The organism is Streptomyces aureocirculatus, assembly GCF_000720475.1.
GTDB lineage: Bacteria > Actinomycetota > Actinomycetes > Streptomycetales > Streptomycetaceae > Streptomyces > Streptomyces aureocirculatus.
On record NZ_JOAP01000042.1, the window covers coordinates 23,158 to 46,602 of the forward strand.

At 72.6% G+C, this 23,445-nt stretch carries 22 protein-coding genes; 6 read left to right on the plus strand and 16 right to left on the minus strand.

The window, feature by feature from the left end; translation table 11 throughout:
* Positions 1-20: 20 nt before the first annotated feature.
* Positions 21-521 carry a GNAT family N-acetyltransferase gene (locus IG78_RS0131315; protein WP_030569457.1) on the minus strand — a complete coding sequence of 167 codons (501 nt, stop codon included), beginning with the start codon at positions 519-521 and terminating at the stop codon, positions 21-23.
* Positions 518-1,225 (minus strand): pyridoxal 5'-phosphate synthase, encoded by a 708-nt coding sequence (locus IG78_RS0131320; protein WP_030569459.1) that lies wholly within the window; start codon positions 1,223-1,225, stop codon positions 518-520. The genes IG78_RS0131315 and IG78_RS0131320 overlap by 4 nt, the downstream gene beginning before the upstream one ends.
* Positions 1,226-1,435: 210 nt before the next feature.
* Between IG78_RS0131320 and IG78_RS0131325 the strand changes: the two genes are divergently transcribed.
* Positions 1,436-2,299 (plus strand): calcium-binding protein, encoded by an 864-nt coding sequence (locus IG78_RS0131325; RefSeq protein ID WP_030569463.1) that lies wholly within the window; start codon positions 1,436-1,438, stop codon positions 2,297-2,299.
* Positions 2,300-2,345: 46 nt separating this feature from the next.
* Here IG78_RS0131325 and IG78_RS51760 read toward each other — a convergent pair whose 3' ends face one another.
* The 5 genes from IG78_RS51760 to IG78_RS0131350 form a co-directional block, all read right to left on the minus strand.
* Positions 2,346-3,029, minus strand: a complete 684-nt coding sequence (locus tag IG78_RS51760; RefSeq protein ID WP_225882364.1) for a hypothetical protein — start codon at positions 3,027-3,029, stop codon at positions 2,346-2,348.
* 131 nt (positions 3,030-3,160) lie between these two features.
* Positions 3,161-4,009 carry a helix-turn-helix domain-containing protein gene (locus tag IG78_RS0131335; protein ID WP_030569469.1) on the minus strand — a complete coding sequence of 283 codons (849 nt, stop codon included), beginning with the start codon at positions 4,007-4,009 and terminating at the stop codon, positions 3,161-3,163.
* A 12-nt stretch (positions 4,010-4,021) separates the two neighbouring features.
* The gene (locus tag IG78_RS0131340; protein WP_347400160.1) at positions 4,022-4,540 is read right to left on the minus strand and encodes a DUF6879 family protein; all 519 of its coding nucleotides are present in this window, start codon (positions 4,538-4,540) and stop codon (positions 4,022-4,024) included.
* Positions 4,521-4,781: a hypothetical protein gene (locus tag IG78_RS0131345; RefSeq protein ID WP_030569476.1), complete on the minus strand. Its 261-nt coding sequence runs from the start codon at positions 4,779-4,781 to the stop codon at positions 4,521-4,523. The genes IG78_RS0131340 and IG78_RS0131345 overlap by 20 nt, the downstream gene beginning before the upstream one ends.
* Positions 4,782-4,903: 122 nt before the next feature.
* Complete coding sequence (locus tag IG78_RS0131350; RefSeq protein ID WP_225882365.1) at positions 4,904-6,169, minus strand: thiolase C-terminal domain-containing protein; 1,266 nt, start codon at positions 6,167-6,169, stop codon at positions 4,904-4,906.
* A 149-nt stretch (positions 6,170-6,318) separates the two neighbouring features.
* Here IG78_RS0131350 and IG78_RS0131355 point away from each other — a divergent pair, with 149 nt between their 5' ends.
* Entirely contained in the window at positions 6,319-7,629 is a 1,311-nt protein-coding gene (locus IG78_RS0131355; protein ID WP_030569483.1) for an acyl-CoA dehydrogenase family protein, read from the plus strand.
* A 153-nt stretch (positions 7,630-7,782) separates the two neighbouring features.
* Here the strand turns inward: IG78_RS0131355 and IG78_RS0131360 are convergent, their stop codons facing one another.
* The gene (locus tag IG78_RS0131360) at positions 7,783-8,430 is read right to left on the minus strand and encodes a TetR family transcriptional regulator (RefSeq protein WP_030569486.1); all 648 of its coding nucleotides are present in this window, start codon (positions 8,428-8,430) and stop codon (positions 7,783-7,785) included.
* 314 nt (positions 8,431-8,744) lie between these two features.
* Between IG78_RS0131360 and IG78_RS0131365 the strand changes: the two genes are divergently transcribed.
* Positions 8,745-9,596 (plus strand): VOC family protein, encoded by an 852-nt coding sequence (locus IG78_RS0131365; RefSeq protein ID WP_030569489.1) that lies wholly within the window; start codon positions 8,745-8,747, stop codon positions 9,594-9,596.
* 168 nt (positions 9,597-9,764) lie between these two features.
* On the plus strand, positions 9,765-12,245 hold the full coding sequence (afsK, locus tag IG78_RS0131370) for a protein serine/threonine kinase AfsK (RefSeq protein ID WP_030569494.1): 2,481 nt from the start codon (positions 9,765-9,767) through the stop codon (positions 12,243-12,245).
* A gap of 397 nt (positions 12,246-12,642) precedes the next feature.
* Here afsK and IG78_RS0131375 read toward each other — a convergent pair whose 3' ends face one another.
* The 3 genes from IG78_RS0131375 to IG78_RS0131385 all read right to left on the minus strand — a co-directional run bounded on the left by IG78_RS0131375 (position 12,643) and on the right by IG78_RS0131385 (position 15,171).
* On the minus strand, positions 12,643-13,413 hold the full coding sequence (locus IG78_RS0131375) for an enoyl-CoA hydratase/isomerase family protein (RefSeq protein WP_030569497.1): 771 nt from the start codon (positions 13,411-13,413) through the stop codon (positions 12,643-12,645).
* 35 nt (positions 13,414-13,448) lie between these two features.
* The gene (locus IG78_RS0131380; RefSeq protein WP_030569499.1) at positions 13,449-13,904 is read right to left on the minus strand and encodes a Zn-ribbon domain-containing OB-fold protein; all 456 of its coding nucleotides are present in this window, start codon (positions 13,902-13,904) and stop codon (positions 13,449-13,451) included.
* A gap of 115 nt (positions 13,905-14,019) precedes the next feature.
* Positions 14,020-15,171 (minus strand): lipid-transfer protein, encoded by a 1,152-nt coding sequence (locus IG78_RS0131385; RefSeq protein ID WP_030569502.1) that lies wholly within the window; start codon positions 15,169-15,171, stop codon positions 14,020-14,022.
* Between the two features lie 123 nt (positions 15,172-15,294).
* On the opposite strand from IG78_RS0131385, the gene IG78_RS0131390 reads away from it, so the two are divergent.
* A complete protein-coding gene (locus tag IG78_RS0131390) occupies positions 15,295-16,911 on the plus strand; it encodes a FadD3 family acyl-CoA ligase (protein WP_030569505.1) in 1,617 nt (538 codons plus the stop codon).
* A gap of 10 nt (positions 16,912-16,921) precedes the next feature.
* On the opposite strand, the gene IG78_RS0131395 is transcribed toward IG78_RS0131390, so the two are convergent.
* The 5 genes from IG78_RS0131395 to afsR all read right to left on the minus strand — a co-directional run bounded on the left by IG78_RS0131395 (position 16,922) and on the right by afsR (position 21,883).
* Positions 16,922-17,305, minus strand: a complete 384-nt coding sequence (locus IG78_RS0131395; RefSeq protein WP_030569508.1) for a VOC family protein — start codon at positions 17,303-17,305, stop codon at positions 16,922-16,924.
* Between the two features lie 88 nt (positions 17,306-17,393).
* On the minus strand, positions 17,394-18,023 hold the full coding sequence (locus IG78_RS0131400) for a hypothetical protein (RefSeq protein WP_030569511.1): 630 nt from the start codon (positions 18,021-18,023) through the stop codon (positions 17,394-17,396).
* A 76-nt stretch (positions 18,024-18,099) separates the two neighbouring features.
* On the minus strand, positions 18,100-18,288 hold the full coding sequence (locus IG78_RS49545; RefSeq protein WP_157855919.1) for a hypothetical protein: 189 nt from the start codon (positions 18,286-18,288) through the stop codon (positions 18,100-18,102).
* Between the two features lie 183 nt (positions 18,289-18,471).
* A complete protein-coding gene (locus tag IG78_RS49550) occupies positions 18,472-18,648 on the minus strand; it encodes a hypothetical protein (protein WP_157855920.1) in 177 nt (58 codons plus the stop codon).
* A gap of 205 nt (positions 18,649-18,853) precedes the next feature.
* On the minus strand, positions 18,854-21,883 hold the full coding sequence (gene afsR, locus IG78_RS0131410) for an SARP-family global regulator AfsR (RefSeq protein ID WP_030569514.1): 3,030 nt from the start codon (positions 21,881-21,883) through the stop codon (positions 18,854-18,856).
* A gap of 248 nt (positions 21,884-22,131) precedes the next feature.
* Between afsR and IG78_RS0131415 the strand changes: the two genes are divergently transcribed.
* Positions 22,132-23,394, plus strand: a complete 1,263-nt coding sequence (locus IG78_RS0131415) for an amidohydrolase family protein (protein ID WP_030569517.1) — start codon at positions 22,132-22,134, stop codon at positions 23,392-23,394.
* The last annotated feature ends 51 nt before the right edge of the window (positions 23,395-23,445 follow it).

Genomic DNA, 23,445 nt, shown 5'->3' on the forward strand with positions numbered 1-23,445 from the left:
CACGCACGTGTCCGCTCCGCTCAGTCCGCCGCCGCTACCCGCTTCGCGTAGCGGTGGCACGGTACGTGGATGGGGCCGTTGTCGCTCGCCGCCAGGTACTCGAAGAGGCCCTCGTCGGTCCAGCCGTTGCGTTCGTAGAATCTGCGGGCGCGGGTGTTGCCGTTGACCACCGCGAGCCAGGCCCTGGTGTGCCCCTTCTCCGCCACCCGCTGTTCGGCGGCCGCGAGCAGGGCCTTCGCCACCCGGGTGCCCCGGTGGTCCGCCGCGACGTACACCTGCTCCACCTCGTCGTCGACCACCATCACGAAGCCCGCGACCGCGCCGCCCACCACGGCCACGACGGTGTCCGTGATCCGCTGCGGCGCCCGCAGCCCGAACGAGTGCGCGGTGCGCACCGCGAGCAGCGCCGCGGGTACGTGGCCCAGGTGGCCGTCGGCCCAGCCCTCGTGCCAGATCCGGGCGACGTCCGCCGCGTCGGCGTGCGTCGCCGGGCGCAGCGCGGGTTCCTCGTGGGTCGTCACGGCCACATCAACTCCCTCACCCAGCCCTCGTTCGGCGTCGCACGGTAACGCAGCCGCACATGGCGCCTCCGCGCGTCCCCCTGGAAGAATTCCACCTCCTGCGGCACCAGTACGTACAGCGTCCAGCCCGGCGCGTCGGCGTCGGGTTCTGTACGGGCCCGTTCCCATGCCGCGTCCGAGGCACGCGTCAATTCCGCGTACGACGTCAGAACTTCGCTCTGCCGACCGACGAGCGCCGCCGCGAGGGCCCCCGTCGACCGGGCGTGCAGGTCCGCGAGGGCCTCGCTGTGCGGTGCCGTGCGTACGGGGCCGCGCAGCCTGATCTGGCGTGCCCGCCTGGGCCAGTAGAAGTGCAGGGCCGCCTGCGGGCGAGCCGCCAACTGGCGGCCCTTCGCGCTCGTCGCATGCGTCGCGAAGTGCCAGCCCTCGGCGTCGGCGTCGTGCAGCATCACCGTCCTGACGTCCGGGGCGCCGTCCCCACCGGCCGTGGCCAGCGCCATGGTGTGCGGTTCCGGCTGGCCTGCCGCCACCGCGTCGGCGAACCAGCGGTGGAACAGGTCCACCGGGGCGGGTGGGGCTGCCGCCGGGTCGAAGTCCGGCAGGTCGACGTCCCACACCTTCTGGGCGCGCAGGAGCCGTTGGAACTCCGTGGGAGGTGTGGGGGGCGTGGGGGGTGAGGGCGCTGTGGAGTCGGATGCCGTCATGAGGTGATTGTCGTCCCATGGCCCGTTCCTGAGTCCCTCTCGCGGGCAGCGACACCGGTCACGTACCGGTCATCGCGCCGTCCGCCGCTGTTCATGAGCCGCGGGGCAACGCGGCTCCCGGCCCCCCTGTCTAACTGGATGACCGCAAGCACCACGGCACCAACAGGCACACGACACGAACCACGCACACCCTGAAGGGGTCACTTCCGCATGCGCATACACCGGACCGTCGCAGCCACCGCCACCCTCGCCCTGACCCTCGGCACGGCCGCCTTAACGGCGTCGACCGCCCAGGCGGCACCGACCGCCCCGGCCGCCGCCCGGGCCTCGGCCTCCGTCGTCCACGAGGGCGACGAGCTCTCCTACAAGGCGGCGCCCGGCCAGCAGAACAAGGTGACGGTCGACGAGACGATCGAGCACCGCGGCGAGAACGACTCGTACTACATCGTCACCTTCCACGACCGGTACGACATCACCATCTCCGCCGACGCGGCGGAGTGGGACGAGTGTGTGTACCCCGAGGCGGGTGACCGTACCGCCGTGCGGTGCGCGTTCGAGATCCCGGTGAACTCGGACGACTCCGACACCTACCGCATCGACCTCGGCGACAAGAACGACACCGCGACCCTCGCACCGGACAGCCAGGCCTGGGCGGGCGTCTACGGCGGCAAGGGCAACGACGTCATCAAGGCGTCGGTGTCCGCGCTCCTGCACGGCGGCGACGGCGACGACCGCCTCGACGGCGGTGGCGGCGTGAAGGGCTTCGGCCCGTTCGGCGACGCCGGGAACGACACCATCACGCGCTGCAGCCAGGACTGCTTCGGCGGCCCCGGCAACGACTCCCTGTCCGGCACCGGCGAGGAGAACACCCTGCACGGCGAGGACGGCAACGACGTCCTGCGCGGCAAGGGCGGCGCGGACGTCCTGAACGGCGGCAAGGGCAACGACAAGCTGTACGGCGACGCGGGCAACGACACGCTGTGGGGCAACAGCGGCGACGACGTCCTGTGGGGCGGCACCGGCACCGACAAGCTCTCCGGCGGCCCGGGCCGCGACGAACTCCACCAGAACTGAACAGTCCCCCTGCCCGGGGTCCCGGCCACCCTGCCCGGCCCGCGGGTCACCCCTCGACCTGAACTTCCGGGCCGGGGGGTGCCCCGACGGCATACCGCGCGGCCCGCACGGCCCGGCGCATCCGGGCGCCTTCGGCACAGTCGCCCTCCGTGCGGCACGGCACGCAGTTGTACAGGTGGGCGGTGTGGATCCGGTAGAGCTCGTCAGCCGGATGCACCGGCCCGGACCCGGCCACAACCTTGATCTCGTTCACGGCTGCGAGCGTCTCAGGGGGTTCGGCCGCCGACAGCAGGGCGGCCAGGTGCGCGGGGTCGCACAGTCTCCCTCGGCGCTGTGGCCGCACCGACCAGTACGTGACCGGTGAGACTTGCTCGCCGACACGCGGTACCGCCAGGTAGACGCCCCTGCCGAGCCGTTCCTCCGCTCCTTTCCACGACGCGTGGACGGCAATGAGCACGTAGTACCGGCCGCTGCCCGTCCGCACGTCCCGGACGATGGGGCCGCCCAGCCACGCGGACAGTGACTCCGTCACCGTGGCGTCCTCGTCGGTGCCGACAGCGGCGTGGATGCGCCTCGCCGGGACGCGGATCGCGTCGAAGCGTGCGCCGAGCGGCAACAGCGCGACACCGTGACTCGCCCACTCCGAGTGGGCGCGGGGTGGAACAGGATGTGCTTGCGCCAGCCACTCCGCGATGTGGCTGTCGGCAGTCGGCGGACGGGAGCTCGTCATCGTATGCCTCCGCTGAAGTGATGTGCGGGGACGCCGAGCAGTGTTCTTGGCTGAGCAGCGGACCCCTGCTACGGAACGTAACGGCGCGGTCTCGGAGGCTTCCAGGAGGTTCCACGGGATTCCACGTGGATTCACCCGAGCCCTTGCAGAACCTCTGCCATGAGGGCACGGGCCTTCACCCCGTACAGAGCGCTGTTGACGAACTGCTCGAACGTCTCCGCGTACATCGCGACCTCGGGGGGGTGCGTGATGGTCAGGTACCCGGAGACCAACTCGACGTTGACTTGTGCCGAGTCGTAGATCCAGAACCCTTCCGCGGCCCACCGGCCGCGACCCGGACTCGTCGGCGCGACGCCGACACTGACGTTCGGCAATGAACTCACCGTGATCAGGTGGCCGAGCTGGCCCACCATCACCTCCGCGTCCCCGGGACCGGATCGCAGCACTGACTCCTCGACGACGAAGGCAAAGGTGCGTCCGGGCTCGTACAGCAGCTTCTGCCGTTCCATCCGTGCTTCGGTGGCCTCGTCCACGTCGTCGGGCAGCCCGCGGCGGCGCTGGATTTCGCGCAGGGTGGCGGTGGTGTAGGCCCTGGTCTGGATCAGGCCGGGCACGAGCCAGGACGAGTACGCACGAAAGCGACGGGTGCGCTCGTACAGAGGCAGCCGGTCTTCTTGAGCGCGGCGCAGTCCGGCACGCTCCATCCGCCGCCACTCGACGAACATGCCCTCGACGGCACGCAGGGATTCGATCAGGTCCGCGGCCTGGTCGGCGGCGCCGCAGGCCCAGCACCAAGCACGGATGTCCGCGGCGGAGGGCGGGGTCGTGGCGTTCTGGAGCCGGGAGACCTTCGAGGGATAGCACCCCATGGCGGTGGCGAGATCGCGCCCTGTCAGTCCCGCGTCCCTGCGGATCTCAGCGAGCCGGTTCGCGAGATCCTTCCGCGCCTTCTGGACGCTTGACGATGCGGAGCCTGCCATGACGGGCGCGGGTCAGACGGGCCGGTACTCCGCGTGCGGAACGGCGCGTTCCCACGCGGCCTCGTAGGCACTTGCGTACTGCTCGGCGAGGGCCGGGTCGTGGAGTGTCTCCATGCCGGTGCCGGTCCACTGGCCGTCACCTCCGAAGTGGTGCAGGATCACGGTCCGTTCGTCCATGACCCATCCGTCCTGGATGGGTAGCAACAAGCCGCTTCCGTTCGAACGGGGCAGCCAGCGGACGATCTCCCCGGCGGCGACGTTGGTGAACGTGAGGTCGTACTCGTAACGGATGTAGTCGCTGATCGGCTCGGAGACCACTCGTAGGCGCCGCATGACGACACCACGCTTCGTGGCTTCCCGCACCACGTCGAGCCACGGGCGCCACCACGAGGCCGGGTCGTCGGGCTCTTCGCGGTGACCCTGCCGCCAGCGGATGAACTCGGGATCGTCGAGCATGTAGCTGTCGCGCATCTCCAGGTGCATCGCCGAGTACCGCGCCCTCGCGAGTTGCTCACGTACCGCTGTTGCCACCGTTGACCTCCGGGCGCGGGATGAACTGGAGCATGCTGGCCGGTAGCCGGATCACCGTTTCATGGCCGGGCACGTCAGTGGAGTGCCCCGGGATCGAACCAACCCTCTGTGCCTGGAGGACCGTTGTCTCGTCGGCCTTCCAGGACTGGATGATGAGATCTCCGGTGTCCTCGTCGAGCCAGATCGTAGGTGAGCCGTCGTCGGGAGTGTTGGGGTAGATCCCGAGGAATCGTAGGGCCATCGGCTTCTCCTCCGGGGAGTGCATTCCACGCCGTTGCACGCAGCCTTCTGCACAGAGTGCCGCACTGTCAACGAGTGATAACGGACTGTGACCCCTCGGGAGTGGGGGTGGGGGTCCGCGCGTTACCGCCCCAACACCAAAGTCCCCGAAGAGCAGAACCACCCCCCGGTCCCCGAAACCACCGCCACCTCCGGCAACCGCCCCCCGGGCCTGCGCACCTGGCGCCCAGGCCCCCCGGCCCGTCCCCGCAACTGCCGCACCGCCTCCACGAGGAGGAAAAGGCCCCGCATCCCGGGGTGCTGCGCCGCGAGCCCGCCGCCGTCCGTGTTCGTGGGCAGCTCGCCGTCCAGGCGCAGGCGGCCCCCGGCGACGAACGCGCCCCCCTCGCCCTTCGCGCAGAAGCCCAGGTCCTCCAGGGTCACCAGCGTCATGTACGTGAACGCGTCATAGATCTCGGCGATGTCGACGTCCGCCGGACCCACCCCGGCGCGCTCGAAGGCGAGGCGGCCACTGACCGCCGCGGGGGAGACCGTGAAGTCCTGCCACTCGGACATCGTCGTGTGGGAGACGTGCTCGCCGGACCCGAGCACCCACACCGGCGCGGACGCGCAGTCCGCCACATACTCCTCGGCGGCGAGCAGCACCGCGCAGCCTCCGTCGGAGCGCAGGCAGCAGTGCAGCTTGGTGAAGGGGTCCGCGATCATCGGGCCCGTCAGGACGTCGTCCACCGTGACCGGGGCGCGGTACATGGCCTCGGGGTTGCCCGCCGCGTTCGCCCGCGCCTGCACGGCGACCTGCGCGAGCTGCTCCAGCGTCGTGCCGTACTCGTGCATGTGACGCCGCGCCGCCATCGCGTACTTGGCGATCAGCGTGTGCCCGTACGGCACCTCGAACTGCAGCGGTCCGCCCGCCCCGAACGACAGGTTCGCCGTGCGCCGGCCCGCCCTGAGGTCCGCGCGGGCCGTGGAGCCGTAGACGAGCAGCACCGCGTTCGCGTGCCCTGCCGCGATCGCGTCGGCCGCGTGCGCCGCCATCACCTCCCAGGTCGCGCCGCCCACGGACGTCGAGTCCACCCAGCGCGGTCTGAGGCCCAGATACTCCGCGACCTCCGCGGGCGCGAGCACCCCGAGCCCCGTCGACGCGATGCCGTCGATCACCTCACGGCCGAGCCCGGAGTCCGCGAGCGCGCGCCGGGCCGCCTGCGCGTGCAGCGCGTACGCCGTCGCCTCCTCCACCCGCCCGCAGTCCGACAGCGCCACCCCTACGACGGCGACTTTTCGACGGCCGTGGTGGCGGCGGACCGAGGTGTGGGCGGGAGCCGTCGTTCCGTGGGCTTCGGGCGCGGGTCCGCGGGGCTGCCACAGGTCCGCGCGCGGCTCCGTCGTCATGGATCTGACGGTATATCAGGTCCGGCGGGTGCGGGTAGGCGTCGCGGGGCTGGGAAAGCGGCGGGACGCGTCCTAGCATGTCCGACCGTCAGTAGGAGTGACGGTCCGTCAGATCCGGGACCCGAAGGCCCCGGGGGAGGAGCCCGACGATGGACGCCGCCTGCACCGCCGAACAGGACGAGATCCGCCGCACCCTGCGCGAGGTCCTCACCGAACGCTGCGGCCCCGACGACGTCAAAGCCGCCGTGCGCACCCCCGCCGGGCACGACGGCGCACTGTGGAGCGCCCTCGCGGGACGGCTCGGGCTGCCCGGCCTCGCGCTGCCGGAGCGTCACGGCGGGGTCGGCTGCGGCCTGGTCGAACTCGCCCTGGCGGTAGAGGAGCTGGGGCGGGCCCTCGCCCCCACCCCGCTCCTGGCGACCGCCGGACTCGCCGCCCCCGTCCTGCTCGCCCACGGCACCCCGCGCCAGCACGCGGACCACCTCCCCCGCATCGCCGCCGGCGAACTCACCGCCGCCCTCGCCGTCCCCGGCACCGCCCTCGCCACCGCCCTCGGCCTCACCGGCGACAACGGGGGCGGCTGGGCAGGCGGCGGCCTCACCGGCGGCGTACAGGCGCGGGCCGCGGACGGCGGCTGGCGGCTGTACGGGCAGGTGGACCAGGTGCTCGACGGGCACACCGCGGAGCTGCTCCTCGTGGCCGCGCACACCGGCGGCTACGCCCGCTCCCGCACCCTCCTGTTCCTCGTCCGCGGCGACGCCCCCGGCCTCGTACGCGTCCGCCGGACCGCCCTCGACGAGACCCGGCCGCGCGCACGCCTCGAACTCCGGGAGGTGGCGGGTGAGTTGTTGGGGGAGGAGGGGGGCGGCAGTGGCGGGGCCGGTCACGGCGTCGGCGCCGTGCTCGCCCGGGCCGGTGACCGCGCTGCCGCGCTGCTCGCCGCCGAAGCCGTCGGCGCCGCCGACCACGCCCTCGCCCGCACCGTCACCTACGTCAAGGAGCGCGAGCAGTTCGGGCGCGCCATCGGCTCCTTCCAGGCCGTCAAGCACCGGCTCGCGGATGTGTACGTACGGGTGCAGGCGGCGCGGTCGGCCGCCTACTACGCCGCGTGGGCGGCGGAAGCGGCCGGGGCGGACAGCGGAGCTCCGGGAGGCGTGGGCGGCGGTGGTGCGGGTGAGCGCGTGGGCGGGATCGCGCTCGCCCAGGGGCTCGACGCCCTGCGCGGCGCCGCCGCCGAGGCCGTCCAACTGCACGGCGGCATCGGCTTCACCTGGGAGCACGACACCCATCTGTACGTCAAACGGGCGGCCGGTGACGAGCTGCTCTTCGGTCCCGTGCACCAACTGCGGGCGTACGCGGCCGAACGCGCCGGGTTGTTCGCGGGCACGGGCGCCCGCGGGGGCGCGGAGCCGCGGGAGCGGGGCGAGCCCGCCGTCCGGGTGGCCGGGGCGGGCGTCTGACGGCCACCGGAGCAGCGGCCCGCGAAGAACACGGCGGCGGATCACTCGGAGTGATCCGCCGCCGTGGTGACAGGAGCCATGAGGACAGGAGCCGTGGTGACAGGGGTTATGGGGACAGGGGCCGTGGTGACAGGACTTGGGTGCCGCGCGTGCCTACTTCGTCGGCTTCTTGCCCGTGACACCCATATGCACCAACATCGCCAGGTTCGGCTTCAGTTCGGCCTGTTTGACGCCCCAGGTCTGGAAACCGCGCTGGTGCGAGGCGACCGCGGCGAGCATGGCGACGAGCGAACCGGCGAGGGCGGCCGGGCTCACGTCCTTGTCGACCTTGCCCTTGGCCTTGAGGTCCTTGACGGTGTCCGTAAGGGAGTTGTTCACGGAGTTGAGGATCTTCATCCGGATCTTGTAGAACCGTTTGTCGCCCTCCGCGGCGCCGAGGTCGACGACCCGCAGGATCGCGTCGTTCTTCCGCCAGAAGTCGAGGAACCCCTCCACCAGGTCCTGTGCGGTCTGCCAGCCGGCCTTGCCGACCCAGGAGCGGCCCTCCAGGAGGTGCGTCAACTGGGCGCCCTCGGCGGCCATTTGCTCGGCGACCTCCAGGACGGCACCCTCGACGTCCGGGAAGTACTGGTAGAACGTCGCCGGTGAAGTGCCCGCCTTCCGGGCGACGTCGATGACTTTGACGTCCCGGTAGGGCGATGAGCTGAGCATCTCGCTCAGGCACTCAAGGAGTTTCTGACGTGTCGCCTGACCGCGTCGGCCGGCCACGCGGCCGTCGACGGTACGTACCTGTCCTGTCATGCCGTCAGCTTACCGAGGGGTGATCGGAGCGCGATTCGGCCGAGTGCAAATGGGGTTGAAGGGGCGCCAGAGGGGTGCCGGAGGGGTGTCACGGGGGTGCGGAGGGTGACGCTCGGGAGGGGCGCGCGCCGTCCGGAAACCGCTGCCGCGGGTGGGTCGTGCCGCCCGGGCCCGCGCGGGTGGGTGCCGTCGGCGCCTGTCGCGATAGGCCACTTGTTCGAATCGATGTGCTGCGAGTGCCGGGACGTGCGGCTAGCTTGGCTGTGACGGAGGCCACAGGAGGGCCCTCCGCGGCGAACCGAGGGAACGGGCTCATGGATTTCGCGGAAGGCGTCCCGTGCTGGGTGGACGCGATGCTCCCGGACGTCGAGGGCGGCAAGCGCTTCTACGGCGAGCTCTTCGGCTGGACCTTCGAGGACACCGCGGACGGGCGGGGCGGGCAGTCCGGGCAGTTCGGGCAGTTCGGGCAGTCCGTGCCGTCCGGGCTGTCCAGGCAGTACACCCTGGCGCTCCTCGACGGTGAGCCCGTCGCCGCCCTCGCCCCCAAGTCGGACGGCCGCATGCCCACCTCCTGGACCGTCTATCTCGCGACCCCGGACGCCACCGCGCTCGCCGCCCGTATCAAAGGGGCGGGCGGCCAGATGATCACGGATCCGACGCCGGTCGGCCCGTACGGGACGGTGGGCCTCGCCGCCGACCCCGAGGGCGCGGTCTTCGGGCTCTGGCAGTCGGGCACGCACGCGGGCTTCAGCAGACAGCGCGAGCCCGGCAGCTTCTGCTGGACCGAGGTGTACGCCCGCTCGGCGGAGGTGGACCTCTTCTACGAGAGCGTCTTCGGCTACGGGAGCCTGGACCTGGCGGACGAGCCGGGAGGCGAGGGCGAGGACTTCCGCGTCTGGTCGCCCGCGGGGACCGAGGCGGGGTCCGACACCGCCATCGGCGGCAGGGCCGTCATGTCGGACGCCTTCCCGGCCGAGATGCCCCCGCACTTCCTCAACTACTTCGTCGTCACCGACTGCGACGCGGCGCTCGCCACGGCGCGACGGCTCGGCGGGCGCGTGCGCGACGAGCCGATGGACACGCCGTACGGGCGCATCGGCGTCCTCGTGGACAACCAGGGAGCCGCCTTCGCGGTCCTTCAGGAGCCGGACCGACGTTCCGGCTGATGTCCCCATACGTCACCTTTGCCCGGAAACAGCCCGATGTTGCCCCGGGTTCGCAACCGGGGGCCGGGCCAGGAAGAATCAGGGTGCGTGCCGCCGTAGCGGCTCGGTGGTGAGACGCTGCACGGGGCTGCTCCAAGCGGCGGCCGCGTACGGGGAGGTGGCAGGCAAGTGGTGGACCAACTGACGCAGCACGATCCGCGGCGGATCGGCCCGTTCGAGGTCCTCGGACGGCTCGGTGCCGGTGGCATGGGGCTCGTCTATCTCGCGCGTTCCGCGTCCGGGCGGCGCGTGGCGATCAAGACGGTGCGGACCGAGCTCGCCGAGGACCAGCTCTTCCGGGTCCGCTTCACGCGCGAGGTCGAGGCGGCGCGGGCCGTGTCCGGCTTCTACACGGCGGCCGTGGTCGACGCCGACCCGCGCGCCGCGGTGCCCTGGCTCGCCACGGCGTACGTGCCCGCGCCCTCCCTCGAGGAAATAGTGAACGAGCACGGGCCGCTGCCCACGCAGGCCGTGCGGTGGCTGGCCGCGGGCGTCGCTGAGGCCCTGGAGTCCATCCACGGCGCGGGACTCGTCCACCGCGACCTGAAGCCGTCCAATGTGCTCGTGGTCGAGGACGGCCCCCGCGTGATCGACTTCGGCATCGCGTCCGGCGTCTCCAACACCCGGCTGACCATGACCAACGTCGCCGTCGGCACGCCCGCCTACATGTCGCCCGAACAGGCCAAGGACTCGCGCAGCGTCACCGGCGCGAGCGATGTCTTCTCGCTCGGCTCCACCCTCGTCTTCGCCGCCACGGGGCACGCGCCCTTCCACGGCGCCAACCCCGTCGAGACCGTCTTCATGCTGCTGCGCGAGGGCCCCGACCTGGAGGGCCTGCCCGACGAGCTGCGGCCCCTGATCGAGTCCTGCATGCAGATGGAGGCCGTGCGCAGACCGACGCCCAACGACCTCCAGTCCCAGCTCGCCCCGCACCTCTTCGCCTCCGAGGGCAACGGCGACGACAGCGGCACCGCGTCCGCCTGGCTGCCCGAGCGGGCCGTCGCCCTCATCGAGGCCCGCCGGGGCGGGCGGCCGCCGGCGCGGGTCGCGTCCGGGTCCGGTGGTGGTTCCGGGGGCCGCGGCGGCCGCGCCGCGGGCCCGGTGTCCGCCGTGCCGCCGCCGCCCCGCCAGGCCCCGGTCCACGCCCCGCCCGCTCCCGCGCCCGCCATGCCCTCGCACGCCGCGGCCCCGCCCGGGGTGCCCGCCCAGGCGCCGTCCTTCGCGGCGTCCCAGCCGTTCCACGCACCCCTAGGCGCGCCCGACGCCGGGCCCGTGCAGCTCGCCGGGGCCCAGGTGCCGATCGGTCCCGGGCCGCGGGTCGCCGAGGCGCGGGCCGCCCTGCCGCCGGTGGACTCCGGGCTCGTCGGGTCGTGGTCCCGGTCGGCGCCCGCGCCCGCCCCGGCCCCCGCCCCCGACCGGCAGGGACACGCCGCGCCCACCGGCCGGGCGGCGGGCGGCACCGACCCGGCCGCCGCCGGGGCCCCGGCCTCCTGGCGGCCCTGGCGGTTCCGCATGTCCAACGACGTGTGGGGCACGCCCGCCGTCGCCGGGAACCTCGTGTACGTCACGTCCTTCGAGGTGCACGCCCTGGACGTCAGCACGGGCCGGCGCAGCTTCAAGACCCGTGACGTCGCCTGGTCCATGGCGGTCGCGGACGGCCGTGTCCACGCCTCCGACGGCCCCACCCTGTACGCCCTCGACGGCGCCGACGGCACCGACCTGTGGCGTGTCCAGACCGACGCCTGGGTGTACGCGCTACAGGCCGACCGGGGCACCGTCGTCACCGCGACGCGCGGCGGCGGCGTCCAGGGCTGGGAGGCCGCCAACGGCGAGAAGCTCTGGGAGATCACGAACGCCCAGACCGACTTCGAGACGGCCGAGGCCGCGCCCGTCATCGTCGACGGCACCGTGTACGTGTGGAAGGACGCCCGGCTGCGCGCCGTCGACGCCCGCACCGGCATCGAGCGCTGGTCCTATCCCGTCGGCGACGCCGCGTCCTGCGGTGGTGTGCCCGTCCGGGTCACCCAGGCGGCGGACGGGTACGTGTATGTGGCCGCCGGTACCCGGGTCCTCGCCGTGGACGTCGCCGCCGGGCACGTCCGCTGGCACTTCGAGGCGCCCGCGGCGTTCCTCTCGCCGCCCACCTTCGCGCCCGGGCCCGCCGTGACCGGTGGCGGGGTCTACCTAGCGGACTATCTCGGCACCGTGTACGCCCTCGACGCCACCGACGGCCGCGACCGCTGGCGCATCGCCACCGAGTCCCGGTCCTCCGTCGACCCCGTCCTCGTCGCGGACGGGCACGTCCACGTCGGCAGCGGCAAGGGGCTCTACACCCTGGACGCGGTCACCGGCACCCCGAAGTGGCGCTTCCAGGCCGGGGGCGAGGTCGTCGGTTCGCCCGTCGTCGCCGACCGCCGCATCCACTTCGGCGCCACCGACCACCTCCTCTACACCCTCAAGGCCGACGACGGCCGCCTCCGCTGGAAGCTCGCCACCGGTGGCGAGATCACCGGGGCGCCGGTCGTCCGGGACGGGGTGGTGTACGCGTGCAGCAAGGACCGCTGTGTGTACGCCCTCGACGCGGAACGGGGCACGGCCACGGCCCGCTAGGGCCTGTCTGACAATTCCCGTCTGCCACGCGACGCCATGCACGTTCCCCCAAGCTCTCGGCTTCGCTCGAGCAGGGAGGTACCCCCTCCGCCGCACCGGACGCAGACCCAAGTACGTCCAGTACGAGGGCCAGCGCCCGGCACGCCGAGAGCACGCACCTGACGCCGCGTGGCCGCCCTCTGGGCGACGACGGGAATTGTCAGACAGGCCCTAGCCCCGGGCTCCGGGCGGGGCCGTGCCGTCCGGGCGGGGCCGTGCCGCCCTGGCGGGGCCGTGCCGTCCTGGCGCGCGTGCGGGACGGCCGTCGTGCCCGGCACGGAAGGGGCTCGGGACGGCGGCCGTCAACTTGACGCTACGCCGGATGCGTGCCTCCCGCGAGGCGAGGCCCCCCGGGGCCCTACCGGGTCCGGAACCCCCCGCCCCGCACCCGCGCGGCGAACAGCTCCGCCTGCCGGGACCCCGCCGCGTTGCCGAGCGCGACGAGAGCCCCCGCCTGCGCCATGGCCTGCGAACGCGCCGCCTCCTTGGCGGACCACACCGCCCGCACAGTGCCCTGCACCCCCTCCGTGGGGAAGGAGGCGATCGTCGCGGCGGCCCGCACGGCGGCGTCCCGCGCCCCGCCGCCCGCCACCACCTCCGACACGAGCCCGACCTCGTACGCCCGCCGCGCGGACACCCGCTCCGCCGTCCCCATGAGCGCCATCCGGGCCACCTCCCCGAACGGCATCCGCTGTGCCATGGCGATGGCCTCGTACGCGCTGACCATCCCGTACGTCGTATGCGGGTCGAAGAACGTGGCGTGCTCAGCGGCGAGCACGAACTCGCACTCGCCGATCAGGTAGAAGGCCCCGCCGCACGCCATGCCGTTGACGGCGGCGAGCACCGGCTTCCACAGGTCGTTGGCCTTGGGGCCGACGCTCAGGAGCGGATCGTCGATCGAGTACGGGGACGACGGCTGCGGGACGTCGGCGTCGCGGTCGATGCCGGTGCAGAAAGCTTGTTCCCCGGCGCCGGTGACGACGATCGCCCGTACGGTGTCGTCGTACCGGAACCCCCGCCAGCAGGCGGCGAGTTCGGCCGCCGTCGCCAGGTCGAGCGCGTTGTGCCGCTCCGGGCGGTCCAGCGTGACCACGGCGACCCCGGCCGCCGCGTCCCGCTCGACGCGCAGCCCGGCCGCCGCGGGCGTCCCCGCCGGTGTCGCCGTCACGGCCGCTCCAGGATCCACTGCGGCACCACGACCCCGCCCTGCTCCGCGAACACCGCCTGCACCCGCGCCCCGATCCGCACCCGCTCCCGCGGCACCGAGTCGAAGGCCGCGCCCGCCCGCGTGACGAGGTTGCCCACCAGGCGGACGCGGGGGGCGTCGGTGAGTTCGACGAGGATCACGGGGTACGGGGCGCGGGCCGCGTAGGCGGGGAGGAGTGGGGGGTGGGGGACGACGTAGGACCAGATGCGGCCGCGGCCGCTGGTCCTTCGCCATTCGGCGCTGAAGCTTGCGCAGTGCGGGCAGCAGGGGCGTGGGGGGAACCTGGGTTCGCCGCAGGCTGCGCAGGCTTGTACGCGGAGTTCGCCCCGTGCGGCGTGTTCCCAGTACGGGGCGCCGTCGTCGTCCACGGCCGGGGCCAGGAGGGGGTCCGGTTTCGCGGGTGCGTCTGCCATGTCGCTCGCCCTTCGCGGGTGCGGGTTCGTTGTGGTTGCTCGCGCAGTTCCCCGCGCCCCTTACGGGGCTCGCCTGCGGGGAGACGGTTCCGTGCGCCCCGGCAGGGGCGCGGGCTCACGGGGCCCGGAGCAGCAGTGCCGAGGTCGGGACGCCCTCGCCCGCCGTCACCAGGCACGTCGCCGCGTCCGGCACCTGTGCCGTCGACGTGCCCCGCAGTTGCTTCACGCCCTCGTTGATCAGGTTGAAGCCGTGGACGTAGGCCTCGCTGAGGCCACCGCCGGAGGTGTTGAGGGGGAGGCGGCCGCCGATCTCCAGGGCGCCGCCCTCGGTGAAGGCGCCGCCCTCGCCGCGGCCGCAGAAGCCGTAGCCCTCCAGGGACAGCGGGACGAGGGAGGTGAACGCGTCGTAGATCTGGGCGACGTCGACGTCCTCGGGGGTGACGTCGGACTGTTTCCAGAGCTGGCGCGCGGCGGTCCAGGCGGGCCCGGACAGCGGGTCCTCGTTCCAGTAGTTGACCATCCCGTGGTGCTGCGCGGGCAGGCCCTGGGCGACCGAGTGCACGTACACCGGCTTGTGACGGCAGTCGCGGGCCCGCTCGGCGGAGACGACGACGCAGGCGAGGGCGCCGTCCGTCTCCAGACAGTTGTCGAACAGGCACAGCGGCTCGCTGATCCAGCGAGAGGTCATATACATGTCCCGGGTCAGCGGGCGTTCGTACATCATCGCGGCGGGGTTCTGGTTGGCGCGGTTGCGGCAGGCGAGGGCGACGTTGAAGAGGTGGTCGCGGGTGGCGCCGTACTCGTGCAGATAGCGGCGGGTCAGCATCGCGATCTCGTCGGCCGGGCGCAGCAGCCCGAAGGGCCGGGTCCACTGCGCGGGCGTGGGGAGTTGGGCGGAGGTGTTGCGCCAGGGGCGGGGGCCGCTGCCCCGCTTGCGTGAGCGCCAGGCGACGCCGACGCTCGCCTGGCCGGTGGCGACGGCGGCGGCGAGGTGCCCGACGGTGGCGCAGGAACCCCCGCCTCCGTACCCGACCTTGCTGAAGAAGGTGACGTCCCCCGCACCGATGGCCTTGGCCACCTCGACCTCGTCGGTCTCCTCCATCGTGTACGAGGCGAACGCGTCCACCTCGGAGGGCGCGATGCCCGCGTCGTGGAGCGCGGACAGGATCGCCCGGCACGCCAACGCCTTCTCGCTCTCCAGGAGTTGCTTGGCGAAAGGTGTCTGCCCGATGCCGGCTATCGCTGTGGCGTCCTTGAGTGAAGCCATGGCCGCACCTCCGCGCGCGTCGTTTGCGGTCCTCGCCGTACCCGTTCCTCGCTGCTGACAGTGCGGCAGGCTACCGCTAATCTGACGGTTAGTCAGCTAGTGGGCGGTGGCGGGAGGTCAGCGATGCGCGGCGACCGGGAGTGGGGCAGCGTGCCGGGCCTGGTGCGGGCGGCGGCCGAGCGGTACGGGGGCAGGGAGGCGGTCGTCGAGGGCCGCACCCGGCTCTCGTACCGGGACCTCGGCGCCCGCGTCGACCGGGCCACCGCCGCCTGTGTGGCGAGCGGCGTCGAGCCGGGCGACCGGGTCGCCGTCTGGGCCCCCAACACCCTCGACTGGATCGTCTCCGCCCTCGGCGCGGTCGGCGCGGGCGCGGTCCTCGTACCGCTCAACACCCGTTTCAAGGGCGCCGAGGCCGCCTACGTCCTCGCGCGTTCGCGGGCCAGGCTGCTCTTCGTCACCGGTACGTTCCTCGGTACGTCGTACGTCGCCTCGCTGCGCAGGGCCGCGGGGGACGGCCGGGGACACGGGCCGCTGCCGGGTCTGCCGGACCTTCAGGAGGTGGTGGTCCTCGCCGACGACGCCCCGGAGGACTTCCGCACCTGGAAGGACTTCCTCGCGGGCGGCGACGCCGTACCGGAGGAGCGGGTGCGGGCGCGGGCGGCAGCCGTACGCGGCGACGACCCCTCCGACATCATCTACACCTCCGGCACCACCGGCCGCCCCAAGGGCGCCGTCATCACCCACGCCCAGACCCTGCGCTGCTACGCGGTCTGGAGCGACCTCGCGGGCCTGCGCGAGGGCGACCGCTATCTGATCGTGAACCCGTTCTTCCACACCTTCGGCTACAAGGCCGGGATCGTCGCATGCCTCATGCGCGGCGCCACGATGATCCCGCAGCCCGTCTTCAACGTGGACACCGTCCTCGCCAACATCGCCGCCGAGCATGTCTCCGTCCTTCCCGGGCCGCCCACCCTGCACCAGTCGCTCCTCGACCACCCGGCCCGCGACAGCCACGACCTGTCGGCGCTGCGGCTCGTGGTGACCGGCGCCGCCGTCGTGCCGCTGCGCCTCGTCGAACGCCTCCGCGCCGAACTGCGCATCGCCACGGTCCTCACCGCGTACGGGCTCTCCGAGGCGAGCGGCATCGTCACGATGTGCCGCCGCGGCGACCCCGCGGAGGTCATCGCCGCCACCTCCGGGCGCGCGATCCCCGACACGGAGGTGAAGGTGGTGTCGGCGGCGGGGGCGGACCTGCCCCCGGGCTCGCCCGGAGAGATCCTCGTCCGCGGCCATCACGTCATGCGCGGCTACCACGAGGACCCCGCCGGGACCGCGCAGGTCATCACGGCGGACGGCTGGCTGCGCACCGGCGACGTCGGCGTCCTGGACGGTGCGGGCAATCTGCGCGTCACCGACCGCATCAAGGACATGTACATCGTCGGCGGCTTCAACGCCTACCCCGCCGAGATAGAGCAGCTCATCGGCCTGCACCCGGAAGTGGCCGACGTCGCCGTCATCGGCGTCCCCGACGCCCGGCTCGGCGAGGTCGGCAAGGCGTACGTAGTGCGCCGTGCCCCCACCGGTCCCGCCGGTACGGCCCTCACCGCGGACGACCTGATCGCCTGGGCGCGCCGCGAGATGGCCAACTACAAGGTGCCGCGGCAGGTGGAGTTCGTGGCGGAGCTGCCCCGGAACGCGAGCGGCAAGGTGGTCAAGGGGGAGCTGCGGGGCCGGGGCTGACGGCGGCCGCTCAGGCCGAGGCGGCGCGTTCGCCCGCGCTGCGCTCCACGCAGAACTCGTTGCCCTCGGGGTCGGCGAGGGTCACCCAGCCGCGGCCGTCCGGCACCCGGTGGTCGCCGACGAGGGTCGCGCCGAGGGCGAGGACCCGCTCGACCTCCTCGTCCCGCGTACGGTCCTGCGGCTGGAGGTCGAAGTGCACCCGGTTCTTCACCGTCTTCTTGTCCGGCACGGTCACGAACAGCAGCGTCGGCCCGTCGGGCGTGCTCACCAGGGCCTCGGGGTCCCCGGGAGCGTCGTCGTCCGCCAGCGTGCCCTCCAGGACCCGCACCCAGAAGGACGCCAGCTCATAGGCGTCGGAACAGTCGAATGTGATGTGGCGCACCAGAGTAGTCATGGCCGCACTATCGGGTAGCGGCACCGCCCCGGTCCACCGGATTTCAGTCCGCCGGGTTCTGGTCCGCCGGGTTCCGGTCCGCCGGATTTCAGTGGCCTGTCTGCGGTTCGATACAGCCCGTCTCCGGGAACGGCCCGTTCGTCGTCGCCCCGTAGTTGGTCTTCTGCACGAACGCCGTGACACAGGCGTCGTCCCGCACGCGCAGCCCGACCATCGCACCCTCGGGGGTGACGTTGCCGTCGCCCTCCCAGCGGGCGTACATGCTCTGTACGACGAGCTTCTTCCCACCGTCGGCTCCCAGCTCCGCGCGGAGCGCCGCGCGCACGGAGTCCGGGTCCCACGTCCCCTTGCCCCACAGCCGCTTGAGCACCCGCTCGACGCGCTCGGCCTGCACGTCGGCGGCCTTCTCGCTCGCCGCCGACATCTCGCCGGGCAGGCGGTAGGCGTTGTTCTCGCGGTAGTGCGGGGCGCCGTCGCCCGCGCCCGGCTCTACGTAGGGGCCGCTTTCGGGCGGGGTGTCCGGGCCGTCCGGCGCCGGGGTGCCCTGCTCGGTCGGCCGGGCGCCGCCCGGTGCCGACGCGGTGTGCGTTCCGGCGGCGGTGTCGGCCTCCCGGCGCTCCTCGCCGCAGGCGGTCAGGAGGACGGTGCCGAGGAGGGCGGCGGTTGCGGCGGACGCGCGGCGGCGGGGCGCGTGGTTCCGGGTCCGTGCGGTGGGCATGGGGTGACTCTTCCACAGGGGACGGCGGCCATGGCACCGGGGCCGAGCGGAGGCTCGGCCCCGGGCGTTCGGGCGGTCAGTCCTGAGGCGGGTTCGGCACCTGGCCGTCCCCGGGCGGGGCCGGGAGGTGGCTGTCGCCCAGCGGGCCTGCGGGCGCCTGGCCGATTCCGGCCGGGGCGCTGCTGGCCAGCGCCGGTGTTGCCGCTGCCGCTGAGGCCGCCGCTAGCACGGCCAGAGTGACGAGCATCTTCCTGGTACGAGTCATGGCAACTCCTAGGAGGGGGCAGACTTTCAACAAACGACTCTAGCCGCATATTCCGGTTATTGTTCGAACAATTCCCGCTATATGTGGCCGAGTTGGCGAGCCGGGTGAGCTCTCTTGACACGCCTCGGCCGCGGCGGCTCCCCCTCCGCGCCGCCGCGGCCGATCCCCGTCGGGATGTTGGTCTCAGGCGTCCTTGGCCGGTGGGGCCGGGACGTGTCCGTCGCCCTTGGTGGTGATGCCGTCCTCCGGCGGCGCCGGGACGTGCCCGTCGCCCTGAGGCGTGGCGGGACCGCCTTGTGGCGGGGCCGGGACGTGGCCGTCACCCATGGGCTTGAGGATCTTCTTCTTGGGCTTACTCATGTTCGGCAACTCCAGTTACTCTGCGGGGCTCCGGGACTAGACCGCCCGCTCGGCAACTCCCCCGAGGGTCGCCGAACGGGCGCTCCAGGGCCGCTCACCATAGCTGTGGGGCCCACGCGACCCGCCTGCCCCCCGACGCGACGGGTCGATACATAGAGAGTGACAGTCGCCCATAAACGTTCGATGAACGCCCCGGGTGCCTGGGTCAGGCGGCGACGGGGTGCAGGAGAGACCGTGCCTCGGCGATCTCCGCGGCGCCGGTCTGCTCGTGGATGACGAGAGCCTCGCGCCAGCAAGCCCGGGCACGGTCCAGTTGCCCGAGGCTGTCGAGGGAGCGCCCCAGCAGGATAAGCACATTGGCGCGCATCCAGTCGCCGCCGACGCAGCCAGTGGCCAGCGCCTGCTCCGCGTGCTGCGCGGCCATGGCCGGGTGCCGGGCGGAGAAATGCACCTCGGCGAGGCGGAAGTGGGTCGTACCCTCCCACAGCCGCTGGCGATTCTCCACGAACACCTTCAGCGAGGCGTTGAGCTGGCCTATGGCGTCCGCGTGGTGGCCTGCCCGGCTCAGTCCCATCCCGAGGGCATACCTGGCGTTTGCCAGGCGGAAGGTGAGCCCGAGTTCGTCATAGATGGCTATCCCCTTGCGAGCCAGGTCAATGGCCTGACTCACCCGGCCGAGGGCGAGGAGCGCCCGTGACAGATTGCACAGCGCGCTGGCCTCGCCGCCGCGGTTGCTGTCGGCTCGGAACGCGTCGACGGCGGTGCGGAAGAGCGCCTCCGCGGCGCTGTACTGGTTCATGCAGTGAGCGGTGATGCCTCGCTCGTTCGGACCGTTCCCGGTCGCCCACGGGTCCCGCGACTCGGCCGCCAGCTCTGCGGCCCTGGACAGTTCCGCGTCGGCCTCCTCGAAGCGTCCCACCTTGCTGAGCACCTGGGCCAGGCTGACGCGCGCGCGACCCTCGGCACGGGCGTCGTCTGCGTCGGCGGCCGCGTCCCGAGCCGCGCGGGTCGCAGCCTCGTAGCGCAGCGAACTGGCGCCGGACTCCGCCAGGTCCTTGGACGCGAGCAGCAGGTCCACCGCCCGCCGCAGGGTGGAGGGGCCGAGCGACTGCTGCACGCACGCCAGGATGCAGGCGGCTTCGGAGTGCAGCCAGTCGAGGGCCTTGGCGTCATCACTGAAGTCCAGCCCTGGCCACACGGTGCTTTCGAGGTGATCCACCGTCCTGTCCCCAGGACGCTCGATCGCGTACACCCGAACGGCCGACGCCAGATAGAAGTCAAGAAGCCGCGAAAGCGAAGCCTCCCGCTCGCTCGGCGGCAGTTCGTCGCGTTCGGCGCACGCACGCGCGTAGAGGCGCAGGAGGTCGTGGTAGCGGTAGCGGCCGGGGGCCGCGGACTCCAGGAGGGAGGTGTCGACCAGGGACTCCAGGAGGTCCTCGGCGTCCTCCACGGACTGGCCGAGCATCGCGGCGGCGGCCGCCAGGGAGATGTCGGGGCCGTCCGCGAGGCCGAGGAGGCGGAAGGCGCGGGCCTGGGCCGGCTCCAACTGGCCGTAGCCGAGCTCGAAGGTGGCCGCGACCGCGAGGTCACCCGCCTGGAGCTCGTCGAGGCGGCGCCGCTCGTCGGCGAGCTTGGCGGCGAGCGTGGACACGGTCCAGGTGCGGCGCGCCGACAGACGGGACGCGGCGATGCGGATGGCGAGCGGCAGGAACCCGCAGGCGGCCACGACGTCGAGCGCGGCCTCGCGCTCGGACGCCACCCGCTCCTGGCCGACGATCTTCGTGAAGAGCTGGAGCGCCTCGTCGGGCGACATCACGTCGAGGTCGACGAGGTGCGCGCCAGCCAGGTCCACCATCCGCATCCGGGAGGTGACCAGGGCGGCGCAGCCCTCCATGCCGGGAAGGAGCGGCCGCACCTGCGCGGCGTCCCGGGCGTTGTCGAGCAGGACGAGGACCCGGCGGCCGTCCAGGACGGAGCGGAACAGGGCGGCCCGCTCCTCCAGGGAATCCGGAATCGCGGAGTCCGCCGTGCCGAGGGCCCGCAGGAACGCGCCGAGCACCGTCTCCGGCTCGGCGGCGCGCGGCCCGGCACCCTGGAGGTCGACGTAGAGCTGTCCGTCGGGGAAGTGCGTGCGGGCCGCGTGGGCGACGTGCACCGCGAGGGTGGTCTTGCCCACGCCGCCGATGCCCGCGAGGGCGGAGACGGCCATGACGCGGCCCTCGGCGGTGGAGAGGATGTCGCTGAGCTCCTTGACGAAGGCGGCGCGGCCGGTGAAGTCCTGCACGGTGGCGGGCAGTTGCGCGGGCCTCACGACGCCCCCCGCGTGCTCGGCCGCGGGCGCGGACGGCTCGGCGAGGGCGGGATCGGCCTGGAGGATGCGCTGCTGGAGCTCCTGGAGGCCGGGGCGTGGGTCGACGCCCAGTTCGTCGGCGAGCAGTCGGCGGGTGTCGGCGTACACGGCGAGGGCCTCCGCCTGGCGTCCGGAGCGGTAGAGGGCCAGCATCAGGAGTTCGCGAAGGCGCTCGCGCAGTGGGTGGGCGGCGGTGAGGGCGGTCAGCTCGGAGACGGACTCGGCGTGGCAGCCCTGCTCCAGGTCCATGTCGAGGCGGGATTCGAGGAGTTGCAGGCGCCACTCCTCCAGGCGGGTGCGCTGGGCGTCCGCGTAGGGTCCGGGGACGTTGGCGAGGGGTTCGCCGTCCCAGAGCGACAGGGCCCTGTTGACCAGGGAGCGCGCCTGGTGCAGATCGCCGAGCCCGCGGGCGCGCTCGGCCGCCGACCACAGGGACTCCGCCTCCGCCAGGTCGAGGGCGCCGTCGGCGGCCCGTACGGCGTAGCCGCCGGACTCGCTGACCAGGGCGCCGGGCGGTAGCACCTTGCGCAGCCGGGACGCGTAGGTCCGGATGGCGGCGAGCGCCTGGGACGGCGGCTCCTCGCCCCAGATGGCGTCGATCAGCTCGGACGCGGTGGCGGTGCGGCCGTCGCGCAGCAGGAGGGCGGCGAGCAGGGCGCGCTGCTGCGGGGAACCGGTGGGCAGTTGGTCCGCGCCGAGCCATGCGCGTACGGGGCCGAGGACGCTGAAGCGGGCAGGCCGCGCCGCCTCCTGCTGTTCCTGGCCCGTGTCCCGGCCCGGGTCCCGGCCCGTCGCGGTCGACTCCGGCACCGTTGTCTCAGGTGTCCCAGGGTCGCTTTCCGCCGTCGAACGCCGCTGCTCCGGCACTCGCGGTAGTCCGTCCATCGCTCCCCCTGCTGCCCCGCCGCACGCAGTTGCTGAAGACTGTTCGCATACGCCCGACTGTGCCCGGCTGTGCCTGGTTTGTGCTCGTCCTCGGGCCTGCCCTGCCCGTGGGACTTGCTGCCGGAGCACAGTTTGCCTTGTCCGGAGCGGATGCGTCAGCCGTGGGAGACGGCTCTCACAGGGTTCGCGCGGCAGTGACCGAATCCGGACAACTGACGGATCGTCAGATAGGCGCTACCGTGAACCGCATGGAGACCATGGAGAGCACTCAGGACGTCGCCACCGCCGCGCCGCCGTTCCCGAGGATCATCTCGGTGGACGACCACACGGTGGAGCCCCCGCGCGTCTGGCAGGACCGCCTCCCGGCGAAGTACCTGGACCGGGGGCCGCGCGTCGTCCGGGCTCCGCTCAAGGAAATGACCTTTATGGGTGGAAAGTTCGCGCCTGTGATGGGGGAGAAAGGGGACGACGGGCCCATAGGGGACTGGTGGGTGTACGAGGATCTGCACCGCCCGCTCACCCGGCTCGACACGGCTGTCGGCTACGACCGCGACGAGATCAAGCTGGAGGTGATCACGTACGAGCAGATGCGCCGCGGCTCCTTCAGCGTCCCCGACCGGCTCGCCGACATGGACGTCAATCACGTCCAGTCCGCCCTGTGCTTCCCCACCTTCCCGCGCTTCTGCGGCCAGACCTTCACCGAGGCGGGCGATCGCGACCTGGGCCTTCTCTCGGTACGGGCGTACAACGACTGGATGGTCCAGGAGTGGTGCGGCGCCGATGCGCAAGGTCGGCTGATACCGCTCACCCTCATCCCGCTGTGGGACGCGGAACTGGCCGCCGCGGAGGTGCGGCGCAATGCCGCCCGCGGCGTCCGGGCCGTCGCGTTCTCGGAGATACCCCCCTATCTCGGACTGCCCTCCATTCACACCGACTACTGGGACCCGTTCCTCGCCGCTTGCGACGAGACCCGCACGGTCGTCGCCATGCACATCGGCTCCTCCAGCCGGATGCCGTCCACGTCCGCGGACGCCCCGCCCGCCGTGGGCTCCACCGTCACCTTCGCCAACTGCTGCTTCTCCATGGTCGACTGGCTGATGAGCGGCAAGTTCGAGCGCTTCCCCGACCTCAAGGTCATGTACGCGGAGGGCCAGATCGGCTGGATCCCCTACATCCTGGAGCGGGCCGACGTCGTCTGGGCGGACAACCGCGGCTGGGGCGGCGTCGCCGACAAGGTCCACCGCCCGCCGTCCGAACTCTTCGCCGACCATGTCTTCGGCTGTTTCTTCGACGACGCCTTCGGCCTGCGCAACCTCGACGCCATCGGCGTACCCAACGTCCTGTACGAGACCGACTACCCGCACTCCGACTCCACCTGGCCGAAGTCCCGCCAGGTCGGCGAGGAACAGATGGCTCACCTGGCCCCGGACGTGGTGAACCGCATCGTCCGCGGCAACGCGATCGACCTCCTGGGCCTGACGGAGGACGGCCTGTGGCCGGGGCCCGAGTGAGCCCCCGCCCCGAGTGAGCCCCCGCCCCGAGTGAGCCCCTGGTCCCGCGTG

Bases quoted from the DNA above. Each gene is read 5' to 3' on its own strand.
- IG78_RS0131360 (WP_030569486.1), bottom strand. From the start codon at position 8,430: ATGACAGGACAGGTACGTACCGTCGACGGCCGCGTGGCCGGCCGACGC.
- IG78_RS51760 (WP_225882364.1), bottom strand. From the start codon at position 3,029: ATGACGAGCTCCCGTCCGCCGACTGCCGACAGCCACATCGCGGAGTGG.
- IG78_RS0131385 (WP_030569502.1), bottom strand. From the start codon at position 15,171: ATGGCTTCACTCAAGGACGCCACAGCGATAGCCGGCATCGGGCAGACA.
- IG78_RS0131335 (WP_030569469.1), bottom strand. From the start codon at position 4,009: ATGGCAGGCTCCGCATCGTCAAGCGTCCAGAAGGCGCGGAAGGATCTC.
- afsR (WP_030569514.1), bottom strand. From the start codon at position 21,883: ATGGACGGACTACCGCGAGTGCCGGAGCAGCGGCGTTCGACGGCGGAA.
- IG78_RS0131415 (WP_030569517.1), top strand. From the start codon at position 22,132: ATGGAGACCATGGAGAGCACTCAGGACGTCGCCACCGCCGCGCCGCCG.
- IG78_RS0131355 (WP_030569483.1), top strand. From the start codon at position 6,319: ATGGACGCCGCCTGCACCGCCGAACAGGACGAGATCCGCCGCACCCTG.
- IG78_RS49545 (WP_157855919.1), bottom strand. From the start codon at position 18,288: ATGACTCGTACCAGGAAGATGCTCGTCACTCTGGCCGTGCTAGCGGCG.
- IG78_RS0131395 (WP_030569508.1), bottom strand. From the start codon at position 17,305: ATGACTACTCTGGTGCGCCACATCACATTCGACTGTTCCGACGCCTAT.
- IG78_RS0131345 (WP_030569476.1), bottom strand. From the start codon at position 4,781: ATGGCCCTACGATTCCTCGGGATCTACCCCAACACTCCCGACGACGGC.
- IG78_RS0131400 (WP_030569511.1), bottom strand. From the start codon at position 18,023: ATGCCCACCGCACGGACCCGGAACCACGCGCCCCGCCGCCGCGCGTCC.
- IG78_RS0131380 (WP_030569499.1), bottom strand. From the start codon at position 13,904: ATGGCAGACGCACCCGCGAAACCGGACCCCCTCCTGGCCCCGGCCGTG.
- IG78_RS49550 (WP_157855920.1), bottom strand. From the start codon at position 18,648: ATGAGTAAGCCCAAGAAGAAGATCCTCAAGCCCATGGGTGACGGCCAC.
- IG78_RS0131325 (WP_030569463.1), top strand. From the start codon at position 1,436: ATGCGCATACACCGGACCGTCGCAGCCACCGCCACCCTCGCCCTGACC.
- IG78_RS0131350 (WP_225882365.1), bottom strand. From the start codon at position 6,169: ATGACGACGGAGCCGCGCGCGGACCTGTGGCAGCCCCGCGGACCCGCG.
- IG78_RS0131320 (WP_030569459.1), bottom strand. From the start codon at position 1,225: ATGACGGCATCCGACTCCACAGCGCCCTCACCCCCCACGCCCCCCACA.
- IG78_RS0131365 (WP_030569489.1), top strand. From the start codon at position 8,745: ATGGATTTCGCGGAAGGCGTCCCGTGCTGGGTGGACGCGATGCTCCCG.
- IG78_RS0131390 (WP_030569505.1), top strand. From the start codon at position 15,295: ATGCGCGGCGACCGGGAGTGGGGCAGCGTGCCGGGCCTGGTGCGGGCG.